This is a genomic window from Treponema parvum (assembly GCF_017893965.1).
GTDB classification, from domain to species: domain Bacteria; phylum Spirochaetota; class Spirochaetia; order Treponematales; family Treponemataceae; genus Treponema_D; species Treponema_D parvum.
Map to the genome: position 1 here is coordinate 752,336 of NZ_CP054142.1, position 19,876 is coordinate 772,211.

Sequence of the window (19,876 nt, forward strand, 5' to 3'; positions counted from 1 at the left end):
TGGACAATGTTAGGTTGATGCTGCAATACCGCATTTTAAATAAAGTTTAACCAGGCGGCTATAAGTCGCCGCCTAGCTAACTGTCGAGTTTGCCCTTCCAAAACACCGCTAATCTAATGAAGGTTTTATTCCAGCGACGCCGTCTGCAAGCCTTTCTTTGTACCGTATCCCAACAAAGCCGAGTTAACGTTTGAAGTGTTTTTCTTTATTCCTATGCCTACGGAATAATCAAGCGGTATTTCACTTGTGGGAACCGTCATAACTTCCCAACTGCCGGTAAAGAAGTCGTTTGTCACACCTGTCGGAACGGACGACTCTCCCAGTTTTGAAAGCCATGCGGTACGTACGGAGAACGATGTTTTTGTAAATGCGGATATGAAATAAGAAATATACGGCACGTAATATGTCGTCCCGCCTATGTCTTTTTCCATGACGTCAATTGAAATATTGGTGCCTACGGAAAGGTACGAATCCACTTTTACAACTTCAGGAGTAGTATCGCGATAATCGGAAAGATATGCGTACTTTAAATCTCCCGCTGAGGCTCCGTAGTAGGCGATATGTATTCCGCCCTTTGCGTCCACCGCCATGTCCACATACCAGCCGGAAAAGTCCGAATCTACGAGGATAGTGTTTGAACCCCATTGCGACTGGCTTGTAGCAGTATCCGGCGAAGTATTATGGCTCATAAGCAACGATTGGCTTGAAGAATCGTACCAGGCGACTATTGCCGTACCGCTTGTTAAGCCGTTTTCCGTCGTATTGCTTACGCCTACTGCGCTGTACTCTCCGGCGCGCGCAGTATTATCTGTTGAAACGGTGCCTATGTTATATGTGCCTGTAGCGCCGAAGCCAGCAACCACATGATAGCCCTGTCCTGATCCGAAGTTTGTGTTATTGTGGTTAGCCAATGCTCCCGTAAATGAAAGCTGTGCATTTTGATCGTTCGGATTGCCGCTTACTTCCCCATAACGGAATTTAACTTGGTCGGTAGTACTGTCGTAATACGTCATGTAAACGTGCCCCGTTGAAGAATAATAATCAGCGGAAATTTTTGGGTTCATTACCCTGCTCGCATTAAAAACGCTGCCGTTATAAGTATTTTCTATACAGACTTTTTTCTTTCCGCTGCTGTATGCATGGCGAGAACTTCCGGTTCCGACGCCGGGATTCGCATAGGAACCGTTAGCATATATTCTTCCGGGAACATTTTTTGTGTTCCAAGCATAAAACCCGTTATTTGCATAGCCGCTTCCGTAATAAGCTTGATTTGCTCCGCTTCCGCCGCCGCTGTCTGCGTTTAGGGCCGAGCCGTATATGCGCCCGTAGTTATCGACGGCGCATGCGGTGTCATACCATTGCGTAAAGGATTTGTCAATTCTAAACGAAAAACCGCCGTAATACATTTTTACCTCGTCCGCGCCGCTGTCGTATACAAATCCGAGCGTTTGATCGGTGTCTTTACCAACCCTCATTGTGGGATAGCGGACGGCGCTGTCATTTACTATATCGTTAAATTTCCATACGCGTAATTCGCGATCGTCGGTTAGAAGTTTGTTGTTTATAACGTTCCCCTCGGCATTGTAGCTGTACAAAAGCGGATTCATATTGGCGTCAAATGTAGGAGCCGCGTTTTCGTTGTTCAGAGAAGTTATGGAATTAACCGTAACGCTTAACTTTCCGGATTTTGACGGAGCCGTAAAAGTTATTGTGTCGAAACCGGAACCTCCGGGTGAGGAAATGGTTTGCGATCCCACTTTAACGGTTGAAGATGAACCGTTAAAGTTAAAGCCCTTAAGCGTTATTGTCTCGCCGCTTCGAACCGGATATGCGCCTGTAGCCGAGCGACTGAATACGGACGGATTTGAGTTATAGGCTTTATCGAGATGCGTTTCCATTTTGCTTATATACGGCACGACATCTATTTTGTAGTAAGGCGTCTTTGTCGTTGACGTCGTCTGCGTCGTACTTGCGGCGGAATTTTGCGAACTTGCATACGTTGCAGTATCGGCGTAATAAGTGACGCCGTCTATGCTGCGTTTTGAAAATCCTGCACCCGATCCGGTCGTATAGCTGGGCGTTCCTTCATCCTCCGCCATTACGCCGATTCCTATATCGGAAGATGCGACATTTGTAATTCTCGAAGTATCCCACGAGAATGTCCACGTTACATTATGACCCGAATTTGTAAACGTATTTGTATTTACGTCAAATTTGAATCCGTAGTTGCCTGAAATACTTCCTGCAGCCCATGCATCTGTTCCTGTCCATGTGCCGCTGATGACCGAATATTCGGCCATTAGGTAATATGACGTGTGAACTGAATGATGTGTAAGGCCTGCAGCGGCAAACTTTGTTTCCATGCCGGGCACTTTAAGATACAGACGTTTAAGACGCTGATTGTCGCTTGCGGTTCCCGTAACCGAAATCTTTCCGGATGCTTTTGGGTCGCGGTCTTTAACGCCGGACGGATCATTGAATGCCGTTGTCGGAAGATCGCCTTCAAGTTCGATGTGTCCGTTTGCCTTTTTTTCGTCTGCGGTTGCCCCGAACAAACTGTTGTCGCTTGCCGTGTTCCAATAAAACGGATTTATGGCGGACTCGGGAGGAACCCCGTCGCGTACTTTTACGGCCAAGTACATGGTTATTTTAGCGTATAAACTGTCCGTAAATTGCGAAGTTCCTTCAGTGCTGTCATAGACTGATATCACGCATTTCCTAGCGCCGTCGGTAGTTCCCGAAGCAAGAAGATCTCCTATTTGAATAGGTATGACATTCATTGTATTTAAAGTATAATCAGTGCTTCCTGTTCCTAAAGATATGCTGCTGTTCCCGCTTAGCACGGGCGTTCCTGTGTTGGGGCCCAATTCATATTTGAAACCTAAATTTCCGTTTCCGCCCGTAATTTCGGGTTTTATTTCCGAATAACCTTTAAATGTAAAGGCTGGAACGGAGGCGGTTCCTATAGTCATTTCCGTTCCCAGGTGTTGGGCGTTGGCTTCCGTTTGTGACGCCATATATGCGGCGGAGACTACCGTCGCGGCGTGGTTCGTATTCCACTCACCCGAACCGATAGTGTCGGAACCGTCATAGTCCGTTCCAAGCCGTACGCCTGCTATGCGCGGCGGATTGTTGCTTACAAATGCACTCTGATTTACATAATTGTGCGCTATGGAATTTACGTTTTCGTAACCGGAATAGGCGGCGGTGTTTCCCACAATGCCTATGCTGTAGTTTCCCGCAGCGTCAAATACTACGTAGTGCAATTCTATCGGACCGTCTGGAATATTTTTTGAACAGACGTTCGCTTCCCACGTCCAGTCCGTACCGCTCTTTTTAACGCCTTCTATCATGTGATCGCCGTCGTCGTTAAGAGGCGCCGAATAGTAGCCGTTTATTCCGTTGGAAGAGTAGGTTATTGTACCGCCCGAACTTTCGGTTACGGTGTTGTCAACTACGGATGCTATTGCAAAGTATGCGGTCTCCGTCGGGCTGGAATAAAGCGGGGATCCGTTTATCGTAACATTCGTGCCGCTTATTGAATTGATCGTGTATAAGTAACCGCCGATCTTAACAAGACCTCCCTTGCGTATATTATTGCTTGCTGCGACGCCTCCCAATACTGAAAGCGTGTCCGCGTCGCGGTTTACGGTCAGAACCTTCCAATAAAGGCCGGAATCATATATGTAATTTCCCGACATTAAAGTTGTAGGCGAAGAAGTTACGCTTGCAACATTGATCTTATGTCCTGTTGAGCTTTTGCTAAGCATAATGTCATAGAGATTTGCTTCGGCAGGAGCCGTAAGTCGGCGCATAAAATAGAACGCTACGCGGGCGAAACCGCTTTGATTGACACTTCCTACGGCGGGTTCTTTGACCTTGGATCCGAAAGTATAGAAATTATTGCTTTGCCGTATCGAGCCTGAAATATTGTAACTCACATCGGACGTATTAACCAATTCGGGAGCTTGATTGTCGTAGTTAATCGTAAGGTCTTCGGTTATTGTATGCGTGTTTGTCGCATTGTCTTCTGCCGTAACTTGACATACAAGTTTTCCTACGGTTTCGGTACCGCTTGTGATCTTATATTTAAAGCTCCATGCTTTACCGGTGTTGACTCCGCCGCCGCTTTCGTCCGTTAACTGCCATTGGCTTCCCGACTGTACGTTACAATTTGAGATTAAAGTGTGCGCAGCTCCGTTGATCTTTAAAGACAATGTCTTTATCTTGTCGGAGTCCGTCGCCTTTCCGGTAAGATACCATTCTCCCTTTATGTACATGTTGTCAATATATTCGCGTGAGGAAGTTACGGTTGGGGATCCCAGCGAAGGCGATTGCACAAGGTACAAGTCGCTTATGACAGGATTATCCGAATCAAAAACGGCAGTTCTGTTTACGGCGATACTTTCTTTACCGTCGTCGTCTATAGAATAAACACGGAAAGCGATTTTGTTAGTGCTCGAGCCTAGCATAACCTGAGGAGGATTAAATTCGTCGGATGCGTTTATCTTAAGATTCCACGAAGTTCCGCCTGAAATATTTGCAAGTATTGCAAAATCTTCGGCTCTTTCGCCGACGGACAAGGTATCTCCCTCATTCCATTTAGCCTGAGTGTTTGCGGTAGACGATACCGGTTCGTCAGGTCTGAAATCCTTCATTTTGTAAACGTTATAACCCGCATTTGCCAAGTAATCCAAGTCGTGCGCCGTCAAGACAAACGGAGAGACGGTACCGAAGGTTTTGCCTGCAGGGTTAAAGCCGTTCGCTGTGTATATGTGAGACTCCGAAACTATCTGTACCCACGCCGTCTTTACGGTATTGTTGTCGCTTACATTGCCGCTTAAACGTACAGTGCCTCCCAAAACTTCACCGTCCGCATCCGGATAATCTACGGTAATCGTCGGCCGGTCGCCTTGCGGATCAAGCTGAACAAGGTGTGCCTTTTCAATTTTGTTTCCGGCCGAATCTACGGCTTTTACCCATACGTAGAGTTTTACTATTTTTGAAAAAGGATTGCTGTGATCTTGAAGAGCTGCGGTTGTCGTAACTCCGAAGTCCACAAGATAATCGTTTAAAGTCTTTGCATGCGTTCCCGTAGCGCCACCGCCTATATCGCCGTCAAAGTACACGTACCATGAAAGCGTTGCATCGTTTATCTGCGTGTAAACGGTCTTGGAAGAAATGTCGCCCAGCGAAGTGGAAACATTGTTTTCATCCAGCCATGTAAACGCAGTGCTGCCGTTATCATCGTCCGGAGATACGGTGGAATTTGTCGAAACCGCATAATACATGGTAGAAGAACTGTCTACCGAACCGTATACGCTTACGGCGCCGCTTATAGTGGTGTTCTGAGACGGCGATTGTACGATAATTTTAGGAGCCGTATTGTCGACAGCTAAATTCTGTGTGATATTTGTTGCGTGTCCCGAACTGTCCGTAACCGTAACGGTAAGAACCATGGAACCGCTTCCGTTTGAACATGCAATGTTTTCAAAAAGATAGTAATCTATTGTGTCAGAAGGGCCTGCTTCCGTATTTGCAGCGGTCATAGCCTTGGCGGTATAGTTTGCGACGGCAACGGGAGTGCCGTTGTCGGCTGTGAGGCCTGAAGTTTTGGCCTTAACGTGGGCAATTCCGTTTTCGTCGTTTGCGGTAAGTTTTATTTGGAAAGACGGTTTGTCTCCGCCTAAAAGAACGGAAGAATACGAAGTTGTCCATGTTTTACCGGCATTCGTAATTGCAAGTCCGTCCGTACTGATCCCGGTCATAGCGGCCGAAGGCGCGGAAGTGTCGACGCGGAGATAAAGGACGGAATCGGCATGGGATACCGTACCGAATGTATTCGTGTCGTCGGAAAGATAAATTGCGTCTACGGAATATGAAGCCTGCGACGTAAATTTTTCGCCGGCGGAATCCGTAACTTGGAAATATACTTTCTGACTTCCGTTGCTGGTGAATGTGTAAGTCCATGAATTCCCGTTACCGAGCGTAAGAGCTGTTTCATTGTTCCAATCCGTATCGGTCGGTATTGAAGCGCTTATGATCAGTTTTATTGAATTGACGCCGTCATCGTCGCTGACGGTTCCTCTGAGAACATTTGAGCCTATAAGCCATACATAGTTTGAGGAAGTCATGCCTGTTAATGTAAGGTTTGTAAATGAAACAACGGGTCTGTCGCTGCTCTGATCGATATTTATGCTTCTTATTTCTTGTTTTGTGTTTCCGGCGGAATCCGTCGCAAGAGCTCTCAGCCTTACCACGGAATTATCCGCTATGCCGTGAGCAGGGTCGGTAGTGTTGAAATTATAAGACCAATTATAGCCGTCCGTAGCCGAAAAAGTTTGCAAGAGATGCCAGTCGCTTTCCGGAGGAGAAACCGCCGTTGAAGTGGTATAGGAAAGGGCGACGCTTGAAAGCTCTTTGTTGTCATAGCTCGTCCCGCTTACGCTGATCGTTTTGTTCACTCTGGCGTTTTCAGCCGGCACCGTAAACGATACCGTCGGGGCAGTTGTATCTACGGAAAGAGACGCTATTTTTATATTGTCTATCTTGTTTCCGGCAGAGTCCGTTACCAAAGCGTAAACTCCCGACTCCGAACCTAAAGAGCTGAACCATGCATTGGCGTTCCCGCTGCCGTCGGCTGCGTCGATCGTAAGCGTCCACGCTCTTTTGCCGTCCGAATCGGGCGCGCCTAATACTAAGGATCCGTAAGAAGGAGTCGCACTGGGATTATCCGACGCAATTTTATTTGTCGTATTGCCTATGTATACCGAAACCGCGGTGACGCCCGACGCCTGTATGCTTGGGGACGGTTTCGGGTCTGTCGTAAAGCCCGTTATGGAAATATCCGCTTTGCCGTTTGTCAATATAACGGAAGTTGAAGAAGATTCTATTGTGGGGGCCGTAGTGTCTATGTTGATAGTGTATGTTTTTACCGCCGAAACGTTGCCTGCGTTATCGGTCGCGGCAATGTAAAGTATATTGCTCCCTTCCGCAAAGCCTGAAATCGTCGCCGAAAAAGCGCAAAATTCGCCTTTCGCCGAGGCAGGGTTTACAAACCCGTCCGCCGTAAGAGTTCCGTCAGGGTTTAGGGTTGTGTTTATGGAATTATTTAAGTTGTAATAAACGGCTGAAATTCCGCTTCCGTTTTCCTCAAAGTAATCGGTGATTTTTAACGCCGTTGAATTATACCAAGTCGCACCTAAAGAATCGTAGTCGGTTGAGTTGACCTCTGCCTTATGAGTTGCGTCGTTTTTGATTGCCGGCGCCGTATTATCTATTGTGTAATTGATCGAAGAAGAAGTTTCCTGTCCGTATTTGTCTTTTGCGGAGTAGGTAAGCGTTACGGTTTGGCCTTCAGTTCCGGCGGCGGTTATCGTATCAGTCCACGGCTTTTCTGGAACCGGCGGCGCGGGAGTATCGAAGGCGGGGTTTGTCGGAGTATCTGGGCTTCCGTGATTGCTTTTACCGCTGAGAGTTACAGCCGTTTTGTCGGAAGCTGTTCCCGTAACTTTAAAGATTTGTCCTGTTTTGTAATAGGAACCCGATGTATTGTTTATAACAAGCGTCGGAGATCCCTTGTCTACCGCGACAAAGAAATTTTTCTTTGTAATATTAGTACTGGGAACAGGCTGGGCGTTTGATTCCGCTGCAAAGCCCGTCCTGTCAAGCACCGTAAATTGAATTTCATATTCACCTTCTGTGGACGGCAAGCTGTAACTGAAAGGATAGGTGGAGGAATTTCCGCCTGTAAGAAGCGTAGTTTCGGTAAAAGGATCTGATGAATTTGCCGTTCTGTAACCGATTGAAACTTTTGCGACGGCGTCGTCATCGGAAATAGTTCCCAAAAGCTTGTTGTTGCTTGTCACTCCGAAAAGATTTCCGTAATAAGTGTTTCCTACCTGATGTACCGTTGCGCTTATATTTGCCAAAGCTACGTCATAAAAATTACTTCCGGTAACGACAGGTTTGTCGGAGGATTGTTTGACTTCCAGCGGCGTTCCGCTGTCGTTCCCGTTGTTTAAATACTGTGTTGTCGAATAGGAATTCACATTTCCCGCATGATCTTTTGCGTAATATACGATCTTTACGGATGTGTTGTCTTGGATATGGTATACAGGATCCGTCGTACGAATTGTTTCTGAAAACGAATATTTTGCGCCTAGATCGCTTGAAGTGTATGAAGGGGCAGCCGCACTTGCAGGCGAGAAAATCTCATAGTAAATATTTTTAAGAGCCGATTCTGTTACGGAACCGCTTATTGTGAGCTTACCGTTTACAAGAGAATCCGTTCCTGAAGCGACTATGGGACTTACGGAAGAAATGGTAATATCGGGTTTTTTCGTATCCACATGAATACGGCGATTTCTCGTGCTTATTTGACCGTTTACTCCTGTTACGGTAACGGTTACGTTAAAAAGATATTGCCTGCCGCTGTTTGTGAGAGATGTGGTTTCACAGGTAAAGTATCCCGCTCCGTGTACAAGATCAAAGGTCCATTTATTGTCCAAAGAATTATAGATTGCGTTTCCAGTAATAGTTCCTACGGTGAGGTTTGTCTGTTCGTCCGTAACCTGTACGGAATATTGGACGGAATTTATTCCTCCTCCTCCGGTCGCTTTTCCGCTGAAAGTCATATCGCTTGAATTAAAATAACCCAAATCGTCTGCGGAATTTATGAAGGTTGAGGGTAGGGTATTGTCCCATGTTATTGCAGGCGGTGTTCCCGACACCGAAGCTTTAAATCCGTAGTATCTGTCGTCGGCGTTTGTCATCGGCGTGTTGTCGGCATCGTTTCCTGAAACGGCTATGACATAATACTTTCCTGCCGTAATAGTACTGCCTATTTGGACTTCCCAGGAATAAGAGTCCACGGAAGATCCCGTATAAGCTGAATTATCTGCAAGTTGCAGCTTAACGGCAGCGTTCGCAGGATCTGCCGCATAGGCGTCCGGGTCGTCATAGATGGTTTGCAGAACAGCGGGCGTAAGAACCCTCTCCGTGCCCGGATCCGCGCTGTCCTTGTACGGGCCGAATTGCCATGCTTTAAGGGTTTCGGGCTTTACAAGAGTTCCGTCGCGTCCTGAAATCGCGGAAACAGAAACCTTTTGTCCGCCTGAAGCGGAATTTGTAAAAGTTGCGGTTCCTACGTCTGCTGCGGTAAATCCGTAGCCTATTACGCTGTATTTAGGGCTGGCATCCGGATTTATTGAAAATTTTGTTACGTTTGTTATATAACTCGGGTTTGTAAGTATTGCTTTTGCGCTTGTTTGCACCGATTCGGGAAGCGTTGAAGTTTCATTATATATCTGTTTAATGTCCGATATGGTAAGTCCGAGCCCGGTTCCGCTCGTACTCATAAGTTCAGAATATACCTTGTCGTAAAGATATAATTTTCCCTCGTTTGAATTTCCGTTTCCCGTTGCGCCCGATGAGGGATTTTTGTATTCTCTTGCGGAATCGGCTAGGCTTATCACTGCGTAAAGTTTTTTATTTCCCGACGCGCCGCCATACCAGGCCGCATACCTTGCATTTAATTCGCTTGTGCCGCCTGCCGAATACTTTGCAAATACGATATCGGTTCCGCCTGAAATGTCGATATTGCTTTCAGTATATGTGCCTAAGAGAGTTGCGGGGCTTAAGTTATTAGGATCCGTAGACGTGTCGTAGACGCTCACAGTCATGTTCACAGCATGGTCTTCCGCTATTTGGCCGCTTACTTTAAAACGGGTACCGTACTCCGTCGGGTCGCTTGACGCGTTTGTTCCGTCAACGCCGGGAGAACTTATTACAAAAACGGGAGGGGTATTGTCTATCGTCAATGCGACCGACGAAGTTCCCGACGTCCTGCCGGCGGCGTCTTTCGCCGTAACCGAAAAAACATAATTGCCGTCGGGCAGCGTCCAGCCGTTGTATCCGCCGGCAGGGACTCTTGCATTTAAATTTGCGCTCCACGAATTTCCTGAAATTGAAGCCCAATATGTGCCGTAAGAGACGTGAGTGTTGGTATTCGTAACAGCGATGCTTATCGAGGTAACTCCTTCGTCGTCGGAGCATGCTCCTGCAAGCGTAAAAGAATCTTTTATTATCGCGCCGTGCGGAGGGTATGATATGGAAACCGTCGGCGTTTCCGTATCTACGGAGTCTCCGAGTCCTAGATCGCATGACGGAATGGCAAGAAAGAAAATCAAGGCTGCCGCTGCCAATACAAAAAAATTTAGGGGGGGGGTATGGAATAGTTTTTTCATAATGTCCCTCTGTGTTAAAATATTCAAAGTTTCGCTGTAGTTGCTTGAAACTTTGCCGCAGATCGACATACAGCGTCTATTTTGTGCAGTAAAATTCGGTTAAAATGACCCTTAGTCGTTAATCGGTATGTTTTATATTTATAAATAGTTATTTTTTAATAATATACAGTATTTTTAATAAAAAGTCACTATGTTGTGTTTTAATAAAATTCTGCGTATAATTAAAGTCAATATGTTACCATAAAATGAAAATATATGGAAGTATATGAGTAAAAAACGAAAAAAAAGCGCGAAACAAAAATATTCAACACAAAAGCCGCTTCAAAAACGCAAAAAATATCCGGTTTTTTTTGCATTTTTCTCTAAACTGTCTGAAAAGCAAAGATTTTATGCCGTATTTTTTTGTGCGCTCGTACTATTTACGGTAACTGCCGTTCGGGTCGTTTTGTACACGGCGCGCGTCAAAACCACGATAGTGGGGTTTTTAGGCGTCCCTGAAACCTATGTTGAAACTATAAGATCCGTAATAACGGAAGAAATCTCGGGTAAAATAAAATTCAAGGCGATTGCCGAAAAAAAGTCATTGAACAAAGATTTGCATAAGAAAACGGATATCCTTATAACAAATACGGGAATAGTGACGGAATTTCAAAAGCAATACGCGCTGTCTTTGCCGCCTCAAATTACCGCCCGATATCCGCAGACCGTCGTAAACTCCGTGTTCTTTTCAAATCCGGCGCGGACAAAAAGGAACGATTCTGCCTCTCCTGCCGCTTTTTGTGTGATGCCTCTTTTTACGGATCATTTTGAAGCGGCTTACCTTGCTTCATTTTTTAACAGGGCGAATATATTAAAACCGGAAAATCTTGATGAATTTTCAACTTTTATTGACAAAAGTCGTCCGCTCATTGCCGTTCCCGTTTCCTGTGCCGGACTCGACGATAATACGTTGATCGCCTTTGTTTCTTCCCTTGTAGAAGCTCTTTCGGGGCGCGGCTATTATGATTTTGTATGCCGCTTAAAAGAAACTTCCGAATTTTCAAAAATGCTTGATATTACGCTCGGTTTAATCGGCACGGGCAAAAAAACTCCTTTAAGCGCCGAAAATCCTGCAACCGCGGATTTAAAATTTTCTGAGGCGCTTGATATATTAAAGAAATGGGAAAAAGAGGGGATGCTTCTTAGAAACTGGTATAAGGCTCCTAAAACAGTTGTGACCGATCTTATGAACAGGGAACATACCGCCGTCATTCTTATGCTTTTAAGCGGGCATAGAGAACAGCCTTTCCCGATGATAAAATACTACGACGCTGAAATATTTCCCAAAAAACCTTATATGACGCACGGAATAATCGCCCCTTCCGTTTCCGCGCTGTGCTTTCGCAACACAAAAACTTCCGAAGCGATGCTTGAGCGGCTGTCTTCAGAGGCAGGACAATCTTTGTTTTCACAGGAAACGCGGCTTGCTCCGGCCGCATTGAGGGGAGAATCGATAGATATGCAAGCTGACGACGTTCGCTTTTGGGCTGCCTCGCTGCCCGGAGGACCGCTGCCCGACATCGCTTCCTGTGCTTTTGCATCTGAAAAGAGCCGTGCCGATTTTGTAAAGAATATTCGCTACTATCTTTCTGAAAAATAGGCGATCGAAAGTCGGCGGAATTTAAGCTTGAATTTCTACAAGGCTTGCGACGGGCGCTTTTTGAGCGTATATGCTCTGCGTGCGGGCATAAGGATTCTTAAACGATTCAAGCTGCCTTCGTATCTGGCTTAAGTGCGTGCGAAGAAGATCACGGTTCTTTTTGTTCTGAGCCAAAACCTTTTCTTGCAGGTTTGTAAGATCGTTTTTAAGATCCGAAAGAACATGGTCGTCTTCATTTTCGGCAATACCGTTAAATTGACGGTACAGGCTGTTCATAGGATCTATTACCTTTTGCAGTGTGACTATATTTTGAACTACCTGTTGTTCAAGCACGGTATGGGTAAAAAGGCTTTCAGGATCTTCTTGAGCGATTGAATTTTGTTGATTTTCGAGTATCTTAAGATATTCTCGGAATTTATTGCGCTGCTGTTCGAGCAGTGTCTTAAAGCGCTTAAGGATTGCGATTCTCTCGTTTACTTCCCGATCCGTCAGTTCCGTCATATTTTATCCTTCTATATTAAGGGCCGCGGGTATGACGGCTGCCGGTGCGTTTGCCGTGCTGTTTGCAGCCGTGCGCCAGGATTCAAGCAATTCTTTCATCATATTTGCAACGAATTCGATCTTTTTCTTATCATGGCTTATATTTGCGTCAAGAAGCTCATTGTTAAAATATACATACAGCGACATGAGGCTTTGCGCTATCTGTCCTCCCTTGGACATATCGAGAGAAACCTGCAATTCGGTGATTATTTCGCGCGTCTTGCTTATGTTTGCGCTGAATTTTTCGATCTTGGAAGCGTTGATTTTCCCGCCGGAATTGAAATGCCCTAAAGCTTGTGAAAGCTGCCTAACTGCTTCCTCGTATAACAGCACTACCAGTTTTCCTTGGCTTGCCGTCTTAACATTTGTTTCGCGGTATGCGCTGTAAGCCTGCGGATAGCCCATTTTTCCTCCCGATTTAAAATTGCACCGGGAAAGATTTGATTTTCGGCCAGGTGCAATCAAAGAAACTGTTCAAAAGCTGAAATTTTCGGACAGTCTCAGCTAATAAAATGCGCGTCACGGAAAATTTCCGGCTTTCGAGACGCTGCAAAATATTTTTATATCTCACTTCTCATTATCGGCCGGCAAAAAAAAAACTTAATTAAAATATGGTTTTTTGTCGACTATTTATTTAAAATTGCGTATATTCTTATTATGAAAATATTTATGAGCGAACAAAACGACCCTGAAAAAAATAATAATGAAGATCCTTTTAATTTCTTTAAATTATCTACGGATCCCAAAGATGACGATAAGAATAAAAAAGATAAAAGGCGGCCGCGAGTTCCGTTCGGGCTTTTGCTTCTTGTGGTATTCGGCATAGTCGCAATTCTGCACATGATGATGAATTCGAAGCCCGAAAATCTTATCGACTTTTCCGAGTTCCGTCAGCTTATTGAAGACGGAAAAATCGTTTCCGTAGAAATAGGTGAAACATATTTTACAGGTTACGGTCCCGCCAGTTCTTATTCCGATTCTTCTTCCGTCCGCGACAGCTTATGGAATCTGTCGCGTGCGACGGCTTTTTCAAATCGCGCTCAGTATAGAACGGCCGGCGTGCTCATGTCCAGCTTTATCGAACTGCTTGACAGGAAGGGCGTGGAATATCGCTTCGCAACCAAACAGAACAACTATTTTATGCAGCTTTTGATGAATTTGCTCTTACCGTTCGGTCTTATATTTCTCATGTACTTTTTTGTTTTCCGCAAGATGGGAGGGGGAATGGGCGGCGGCATGGGCAGCATTTTCAGCGCGGGGCAATCGCGCGCAAGGGCTGTTGAAGAGGGCAAGGTAAAGACGCGTTTTTCGGACGTAGCCGGCGTAGACGAGGCGAAAGAAGAGCTTGTGGAAGTCGTCGATTTTTTAAAGGAACCTAAAAAATATACCGACATAGGCGGAAAAATTCCCAAGGGCGTTCTTTTAGTCGGTCCCCCCGGTACGGGAAAAACTTTGCTTGCCCGCGCCGTGGCCGGAGAAGCGGGGGTGCCTTTTTTCAGAATAAGCGGTTCGGACTTTGTAGAAATGTTTGTGGGAGTCGGCGCAAGCCGCGTGCGCGATTTGTTCAAGCAGGCGCGCGAAAAGGCTCCGTGTATTATCTTTATTGACGAATTGGACGCCATAGGTAAAAGCCGCATGAATAATCTCGGCGGTAACGACGAGCGTGAACAGACTTTAAACCAGCTTCTTGTTGAAATGGACGGCTTTGACAATGAAAAAGGCCTTATAATCCTTGCGGCTACTAACCGTCCTGACGTTCTTGATCCCGCTCTTCTCAGGCCGGGACGTTTCGACCGGCAGGTGGTTGTCGATCGTCCCGATGTAAAGGGGCGCGAAGCTATCCTTCGTATCCATGCAAAAAACGTAAAGCTTGAAGACGCCGTAGATTTCAGCGCCCTTGCGCACGCTACCGCCGGATTTGCAGGAGCGGATTTGGCAAATATCGTAAACGAAGCGGCCTTGCTTGCCGTTCGTGCCGGCCGCAAACGCGTTTCCATGGCCGATTTTGACGAAGCCATAGAAAAAACCATGGTCGGTCTGCAAAAAAAATCCAGAGTTGTAAAAGAAAAAGAGCGGCGAGTAGTCGCCTATCATGAAACAGGACATGCCTTAGTAGCGGCTTTTACGCCGGGAAGCGATCCTGTGCATAAGATAACGATAATTCCGCGCGGTGTAGGCGCATTGGGATATACTCTTCAGCTTCCCGAAGACGACGAATTCCTTAAGAGCGAACAGCGGCTTTTGGGTGAAGTTGACGTATTGCTGGGCGGACGCGCTGCGGAACAGCTTATATTTGATGAAATCACTACGGGCGCGGCCAACGACATACAGCGTGCGACGGATATAGTGCGCAATATGATAACTTCGTACGGAATGAGTAAGCGTTTTAAAAACGTCGCTCTCGGCAAGGCCGGAAAGGGTTACGGCGGAGTTGAACCGGCTCTTGTACGCGAATATGCGGAAACTACGCAGCAGTACATCGACGAAGAGATTGCCAGAGTGATGGAAGAACGCTACAAACATGTTCTGGAATTGCTCAAAAAACAAGGTGAATTGCTTAAATATGTGGCGGAACTCTTGCTCGAAAAAGAAACTGTGGAAGGCAAAGAATTTAACGAACTCGTAAAGGCCTCAAAGCATTGCGACGATATTACGGCGTCGTCTAAAGCTGCGCCTGTGAAGGATATCGAACTGAATTCCGGTAAACCTGAAACGGCTCCTAAGCGCCGGACAAAAAAAGCGGATAACTGAAGAGGGAAGCGGGAAATTCGCACGTTTGCGAGCGCTGCGTTGTGTGCCTCCTGCGCTTTTTGCATGCACTTTCGGCTTTGCCCGCTTGACTATTATTAAAAAACGTTGCATTATCACATTATGAAACAAAAATACACAGCGCTATTGCTAGCAGGTTTTCTCTCCAAATGCCGCAGATGATGGTGCCGTGTAAAATATTACCTATGGATTTTACAGACCTGTCGCTTATGCGGCGGGTCTTTTTTTTATGCGCTGCCGTAAAATTGCGTTTTTACGGCAGCGTAAAAGGAGTTGAATATGAAACCTGAAAAGTACAAGCCCTTCGCTGCCATTGACATTAAAAACCGCAGCTGGCCGGATAAGTCGATAACAAAGGCTCCAGTCTGGTGTTCCGTCGATCTTCGCGACGGAAATCAGGCGCTCGTAAATCCTATGGGAATCGAACAAAAACTTGCTTTTTTCGATCTTTTGGTAAAGCTCGGATTTAAAGAAATAGAAGTCGGTTTCCCCAGCGCGTCCGATACGGAATATAATTTTTTGCGCAGACTTATAGAAGAAAAGCGCATTCCTGACGATGTTACCGTTCAGGTATTGTGCCAGGCGCGCGAACATCTGATCAAAAAAACCTTCGAATGCCTGCAGGGGCTTCCCCGCGTCATTTTCCATATTTACAATTCCACTTCGCCCGCCCAAAGAAAATACACGTTTAACATGACAAAAGAAGAAATAGTTAAAGTAGCTCTTGACGGAATTGCGTGCGTAAAAAAACTGCTTCCGCTTGCAGGGGATTGCGACGTTCGCCTTGAATATTCGCCTGAAAGTTTTTCCAATACTGAAATAGACTTTGCCGTTGAAATCTGTGAAGCCGTAAAAAACGCGTGGGGCGCGACTCCCGATAAGAAAATAATCTTAAATCTTCCCACTACTGTGGAATGCGCAATGCCGAACATATTTGCCGATCAAATAGAATATTTTTGTACGCACATTACAAACCGCGACAGTGTAATTATAAGCCTTCATCCTCATAACGATCGCGGAGAAGGGGTGGCCACCTGTGAAATGGGACTTCTTGCCGGCGCCGACAGGGTTGAAGGTACTATATTCGGAAACGGCGAGCGTACCGGAAACCTTGATATTGTTATAGTAGGGCTCAACATGTATTCCCAAGGGATAGATCCTGAACTGGATCTGTCGGACATTCCTTTTATCGCCGCAAAGTACGAAGAATTGACCGGCATGCCCATACACCCCAGAACTCCTTACGCAGGAGAATTGGTCTTTACTGCCTTCAGCGGCTCTCATCAGGATGCGATAAGAAAGGGAATGGCGGCGCGCGCAACAATGCCTGAAAACGCCGTTTGGGACGTCCCCTATCTTCCCATAGATCCTCATGACATAGGAAGGCAGTATGAGGGAATCATAAGAATAAACAGCCAGAGCGGAAAAGGAGGAGCGGCCTTTATACTTGAAAACAACTACGGCCTTTCCATTCCCAAACCCATGCATCCCGTACTCGGAGAAATTGTTAAAGAAGCTGCGGACAAGGCGCAGAGGGAACTTAAGATAGCCGAAGTCTACGATTGTTTTTCCAAACAGTGGCTGAATAAAACCGAACCTCTTTCAATCACCGATTTAGCCGAAACACATATAGATTCTCCGGCCGGCAAAAACGCCGACAAAACCGTTGCGTGCCGCGGTGTGATTTTATGGAAAGAAAAAGAATACGCCATAGGCGGAAAAGGAAACGGACCTCTTGACGCCTTCGTAGCGGCTTTAAAAGATACGCCGGTTCCGCGCTTTAATATAACTTCGTTTTACGAGCACAGCGTCGGAAGTGGAAGTGACACAAGCGCGTTTTCTTATGTTCAGATCACGTTTGAAGACGGACGGCAGACGTGGGGCGTAGGCAAGAGCAGCAACGTCGGCCGCGCAGGTATTGAAGCCGTTGTCAGCGCTCTGAACCAGTGACAGGCCGCAGCGGCATGCGTTAGTGAGAGCGGCGAACGGCGTGAACCAACGAACGACGAAAGGCGAATCCTAACGCCGTCCTCGCCGAAAGTACATCTTTTCTCTTACCTTCAAAACTCAACATTCATTTTAAAATGAAAAACCCCGCCGATAAAACTTATCGGCGGGGCAAAAGGAGAGGAGGATGCAGTGCTGTATCTGCAAAAATCAGCGGTTGTTTTTGCTGTTTACTTATAAAACATCTCCGCTTTGTTACAGTTACAGGATAGTCTTACAAAAAACATCTTTTCGGCATGAAAATGTCTTTCTTCAGTTAATTTTAATATAAAATTGTAATAATTATTATATTATACTGTTTACAAATAATTGTTCGTATGCTATACTAAAGTTACGTATGGCTAATATATACGGATAAGTTTATCGTAATCAGGAGGTTTTTATGTCACTTATCAACAAGGAAGTTGCAGATTTTAAAGTTCAAGCTTTTCAAAACAATTCTTTTAAAACAGTATCAAAAGCCGATATCAAAGGCAAATGGAGCGTGTTTTTCTTTTATCCGGCGGATTTTACTTTTGTGTGTCCGACGGAGCTTGAAGATTTGGAAAACACTTATGCCAAATTCAAAAATGCCGGCTGTGAAATTTATTCGGTTTCGTGCGATACGCACTTCGTGCACAAGGCGTGGCACGATCATTCGGAAAAGATCGCAAAGCTTACTTATCCCATGCTTGCCGATCCTACGCATGCGCTGTCTAAAGATTTTGAAGTTCTCATTGAAGATGCGGGAATTTCGGAAAGAGGAACTTTTATCGTCAACCCTGAATGCAAAATCGTTGCATATGAAGTCAATTCGGGAAATGTAGGTCGCAACGCGGAAGAACTTTTGCGTAAGCTTTTAGCATGCCAGTTTGTAGCCGAACACGGCGATCAAGTGTGCCCCGCCAAGTGGCAGCCCGGAAAAGAAACTTTAAAACCCAGCATTGATCTCGTGGGTGCGCTTTGATGAGCGGCGATCTCAAGCAGTTTTACGATGCCGTCGTCATTGGAGGCGGGCCTGCAGGTCTTACGGCCGGAATATATCTTGCACGGGCGTGTTTCCGCGTGTTGATAGTCGAAAAAGAAAAATTCGGCGGACAGATAACGCTCACTGCTGAAGTTGTAAATTATCCCGGAATAAAGAGCGTAAGCGGAGAAGATCTTACAGGGGCAATGCAAAAGCAGGCGGAAAATTTCGGAGCGGAATTTATGCTTGCGGAAGTTACCGGTATAGAAGACGGCGGCGATTGTTATTCGGTCAGCACGAATAAAGGAAAAATAAAATGTTTCGGTGTGCTGATCGCGACAGGCGCCCATCCGAGAAAAATAGGATTTAAAGGCGAAGCTGAATTCCGCGGGCACGGGGTTGCATATTGCGCCACCTGCGACGGTGAATTTTTTACGGGAAAAGATGTTTTTGTAGTGGGCGGCGGATTTGCCGCAGCTGAAGAAAGCATCTTTCTTACTAAATACGCCGCGCACGTAACTATTCTCATCCGCGGAAACGATTTTAAATGCGCCAAATCGGTTGCGGATGAAGTGCGTGAGAACAAAAAAATCACAGTTCTTACAAATTCCGAAATAGAAGAAGTTTCGGGCGATACGGTATTGCGTAAGATCGTTTACCGCAACAATAAGACGAACGAACTGACGGAAAAAAAATACGAAAATGACACGTTCGGCGTATTCGTATTCGCCGGTTATGAACCCAGCACGGCCTTTGTTTCGAAAGTCGTTGAACTGAACGATCGCGGCTACATAGTGACCGATGCAAAGCAGAAAACTTCCAAAGACGGAATATATGCGGCCGGAGACGTTTGTATTAAAGATCTGCGGCAGGTAGTTACAGCAACCGGCGACGGCGCGCTTGCCGCCACCGAATTGGAAAAATACTGCACGGAAATGCAGAAAAAAACAGGTATCGTTCCGGATCGGCCTAAACGAAAGACCGCCGAATCTGAGGCTGCGCACGGAAGACCTGCCGCCGAAGCGGCAGGTAAAACGGCTGTAAGCGGATCGCCCGAATCTGCCGGAACTGAAAAATTATTTACCGACGAAATGGTCACCCAACTTAATATGGTCTTTGAGAGGATGGAAAGTCCCCTTGTTTTAAAGATGTATCTGGACGAACGGCAAATTTCACAGGAATTAAAACAGTACATGAGCGAGCTTTCGTCCCTTACCGATAAGCTTACGACACAGACGGCTTCGAATAGCGAAGAAATCAAATTGCCGTGCGTAAAAGTTTTAAAGGCCGACGGAACGGAGACGGGTATGGCGTTTCACGGTGTGCCTGGCGGACACGAGTTCAATTCGTTTATCTTAGGTCTTTACAATATGTCGGGGGAGGGGCAGAGTTTGGACGATTCCGTGAAAAGCCGCATAAAAGCGATCGATAAGGACGTCCATATGGATATTTTTGTGAGCCTTACCTGCACAATGTGTCCGGATCTGGTCACTGCTGCGCAGAAGATTGCCTCTCAAAACACAAGGATAACTACGGACGTTTACGATCTCGCTCATTTTCCTGAAATAAAGGATAAGTATAACATCATGGGCGTGCCGTGCTATGTGATAAACGGCAAAGAAGCTCTGTTCGGCAAAAAGACGATAGAAGAGCTGCTTGATCTTATCGAAAAAGAATAAGAAAAGAAGGAGCCGCCGCCGAAAAATCGCCGGCTTTTGGTGATCTTCG

Annotated in this window: 8 protein-coding genes; 5 read left to right on the top strand and 3 right to left on the bottom strand. The window is 46.0% G+C overall.

Annotation, left to right across the window (positions count from 1 at the left end):
* Positions 1-125 precede the first annotated feature (125 nt).
* On the bottom strand, positions 126-10,247 hold the full coding sequence (locus tag HRQ91_RS03410; RefSeq protein ID WP_210120271.1) for an Ig-like domain-containing protein: 10,122 nt from the start codon (positions 10,245-10,247) through the stop codon (positions 126-128).
* A 265-nt stretch (positions 10,248-10,512) separates the two neighbouring features.
* Here HRQ91_RS03410 and HRQ91_RS03415 point away from each other — a divergent pair, with 265 nt between their 5' ends.
* Positions 10,513-11,886, top strand: a complete 1,374-nt coding sequence (locus tag HRQ91_RS03415) for a hypothetical protein (protein ID WP_210120272.1) — start codon at positions 10,513-10,515, stop codon at positions 11,884-11,886.
* A gap of 21 nt (positions 11,887-11,907) precedes the next feature.
* On the opposite strand, the gene flgN is transcribed toward HRQ91_RS03415, so the two are convergent.
* Both flgN and fliS read right to left on the bottom strand, forming a co-directional pair.
* Positions 11,908-12,387, bottom strand: coding sequence for a flagellar export chaperone FlgN (gene flgN, locus HRQ91_RS03420; RefSeq protein WP_210120273.1), 480 nt, complete (start codon positions 12,385-12,387; stop codon positions 11,908-11,910).
* A gap of 3 nt (positions 12,388-12,390) precedes the next feature.
* Positions 12,391-12,831 carry a flagellar export chaperone FliS gene (fliS, locus tag HRQ91_RS03425; RefSeq protein WP_210120274.1) on the bottom strand — a complete coding sequence of 147 codons (441 nt, stop codon included), beginning with the start codon at positions 12,829-12,831 and terminating at the stop codon, positions 12,391-12,393.
* 264 nt (positions 12,832-13,095) lie between these two features.
* Here fliS and ftsH point away from each other — a divergent pair, with 264 nt between their 5' ends.
* The 4 genes from ftsH to HRQ91_RS03445 all read left to right on the top strand — a co-directional run bounded on the left by ftsH (position 13,096) and on the right by HRQ91_RS03445 (position 19,827).
* Positions 13,096-15,177 (top strand): ATP-dependent zinc metalloprotease FtsH, encoded by a 2,082-nt coding sequence (gene ftsH, locus HRQ91_RS03430; RefSeq protein WP_210120718.1) that lies wholly within the window; start codon positions 13,096-13,098, stop codon positions 15,175-15,177.
* Between the two features lie 297 nt (positions 15,178-15,474).
* Entirely contained in the window at positions 15,475-17,145 is a 1,671-nt protein-coding gene (leuA, locus tag HRQ91_RS03435; RefSeq protein WP_210120275.1) for a 2-isopropylmalate synthase, read from the top strand.
* Positions 17,146-17,584: 439 nt separating this feature from the next.
* A complete protein-coding gene (gene ahpC, locus HRQ91_RS03440; protein ID WP_210116926.1) occupies positions 17,585-18,148 on the top strand; it encodes an alkyl hydroperoxide reductase subunit C in 564 nt (187 codons plus the stop codon).
* Positions 18,148-19,827 (top strand): FAD-dependent oxidoreductase, encoded by a 1,680-nt coding sequence (locus HRQ91_RS03445; RefSeq protein ID WP_210120276.1) that lies wholly within the window; start codon positions 18,148-18,150, stop codon positions 19,825-19,827. The genes ahpC and HRQ91_RS03445 overlap by 1 nt, the downstream gene beginning before the upstream one ends.
* The last annotated feature ends 49 nt before the right edge of the window (positions 19,828-19,876 follow it).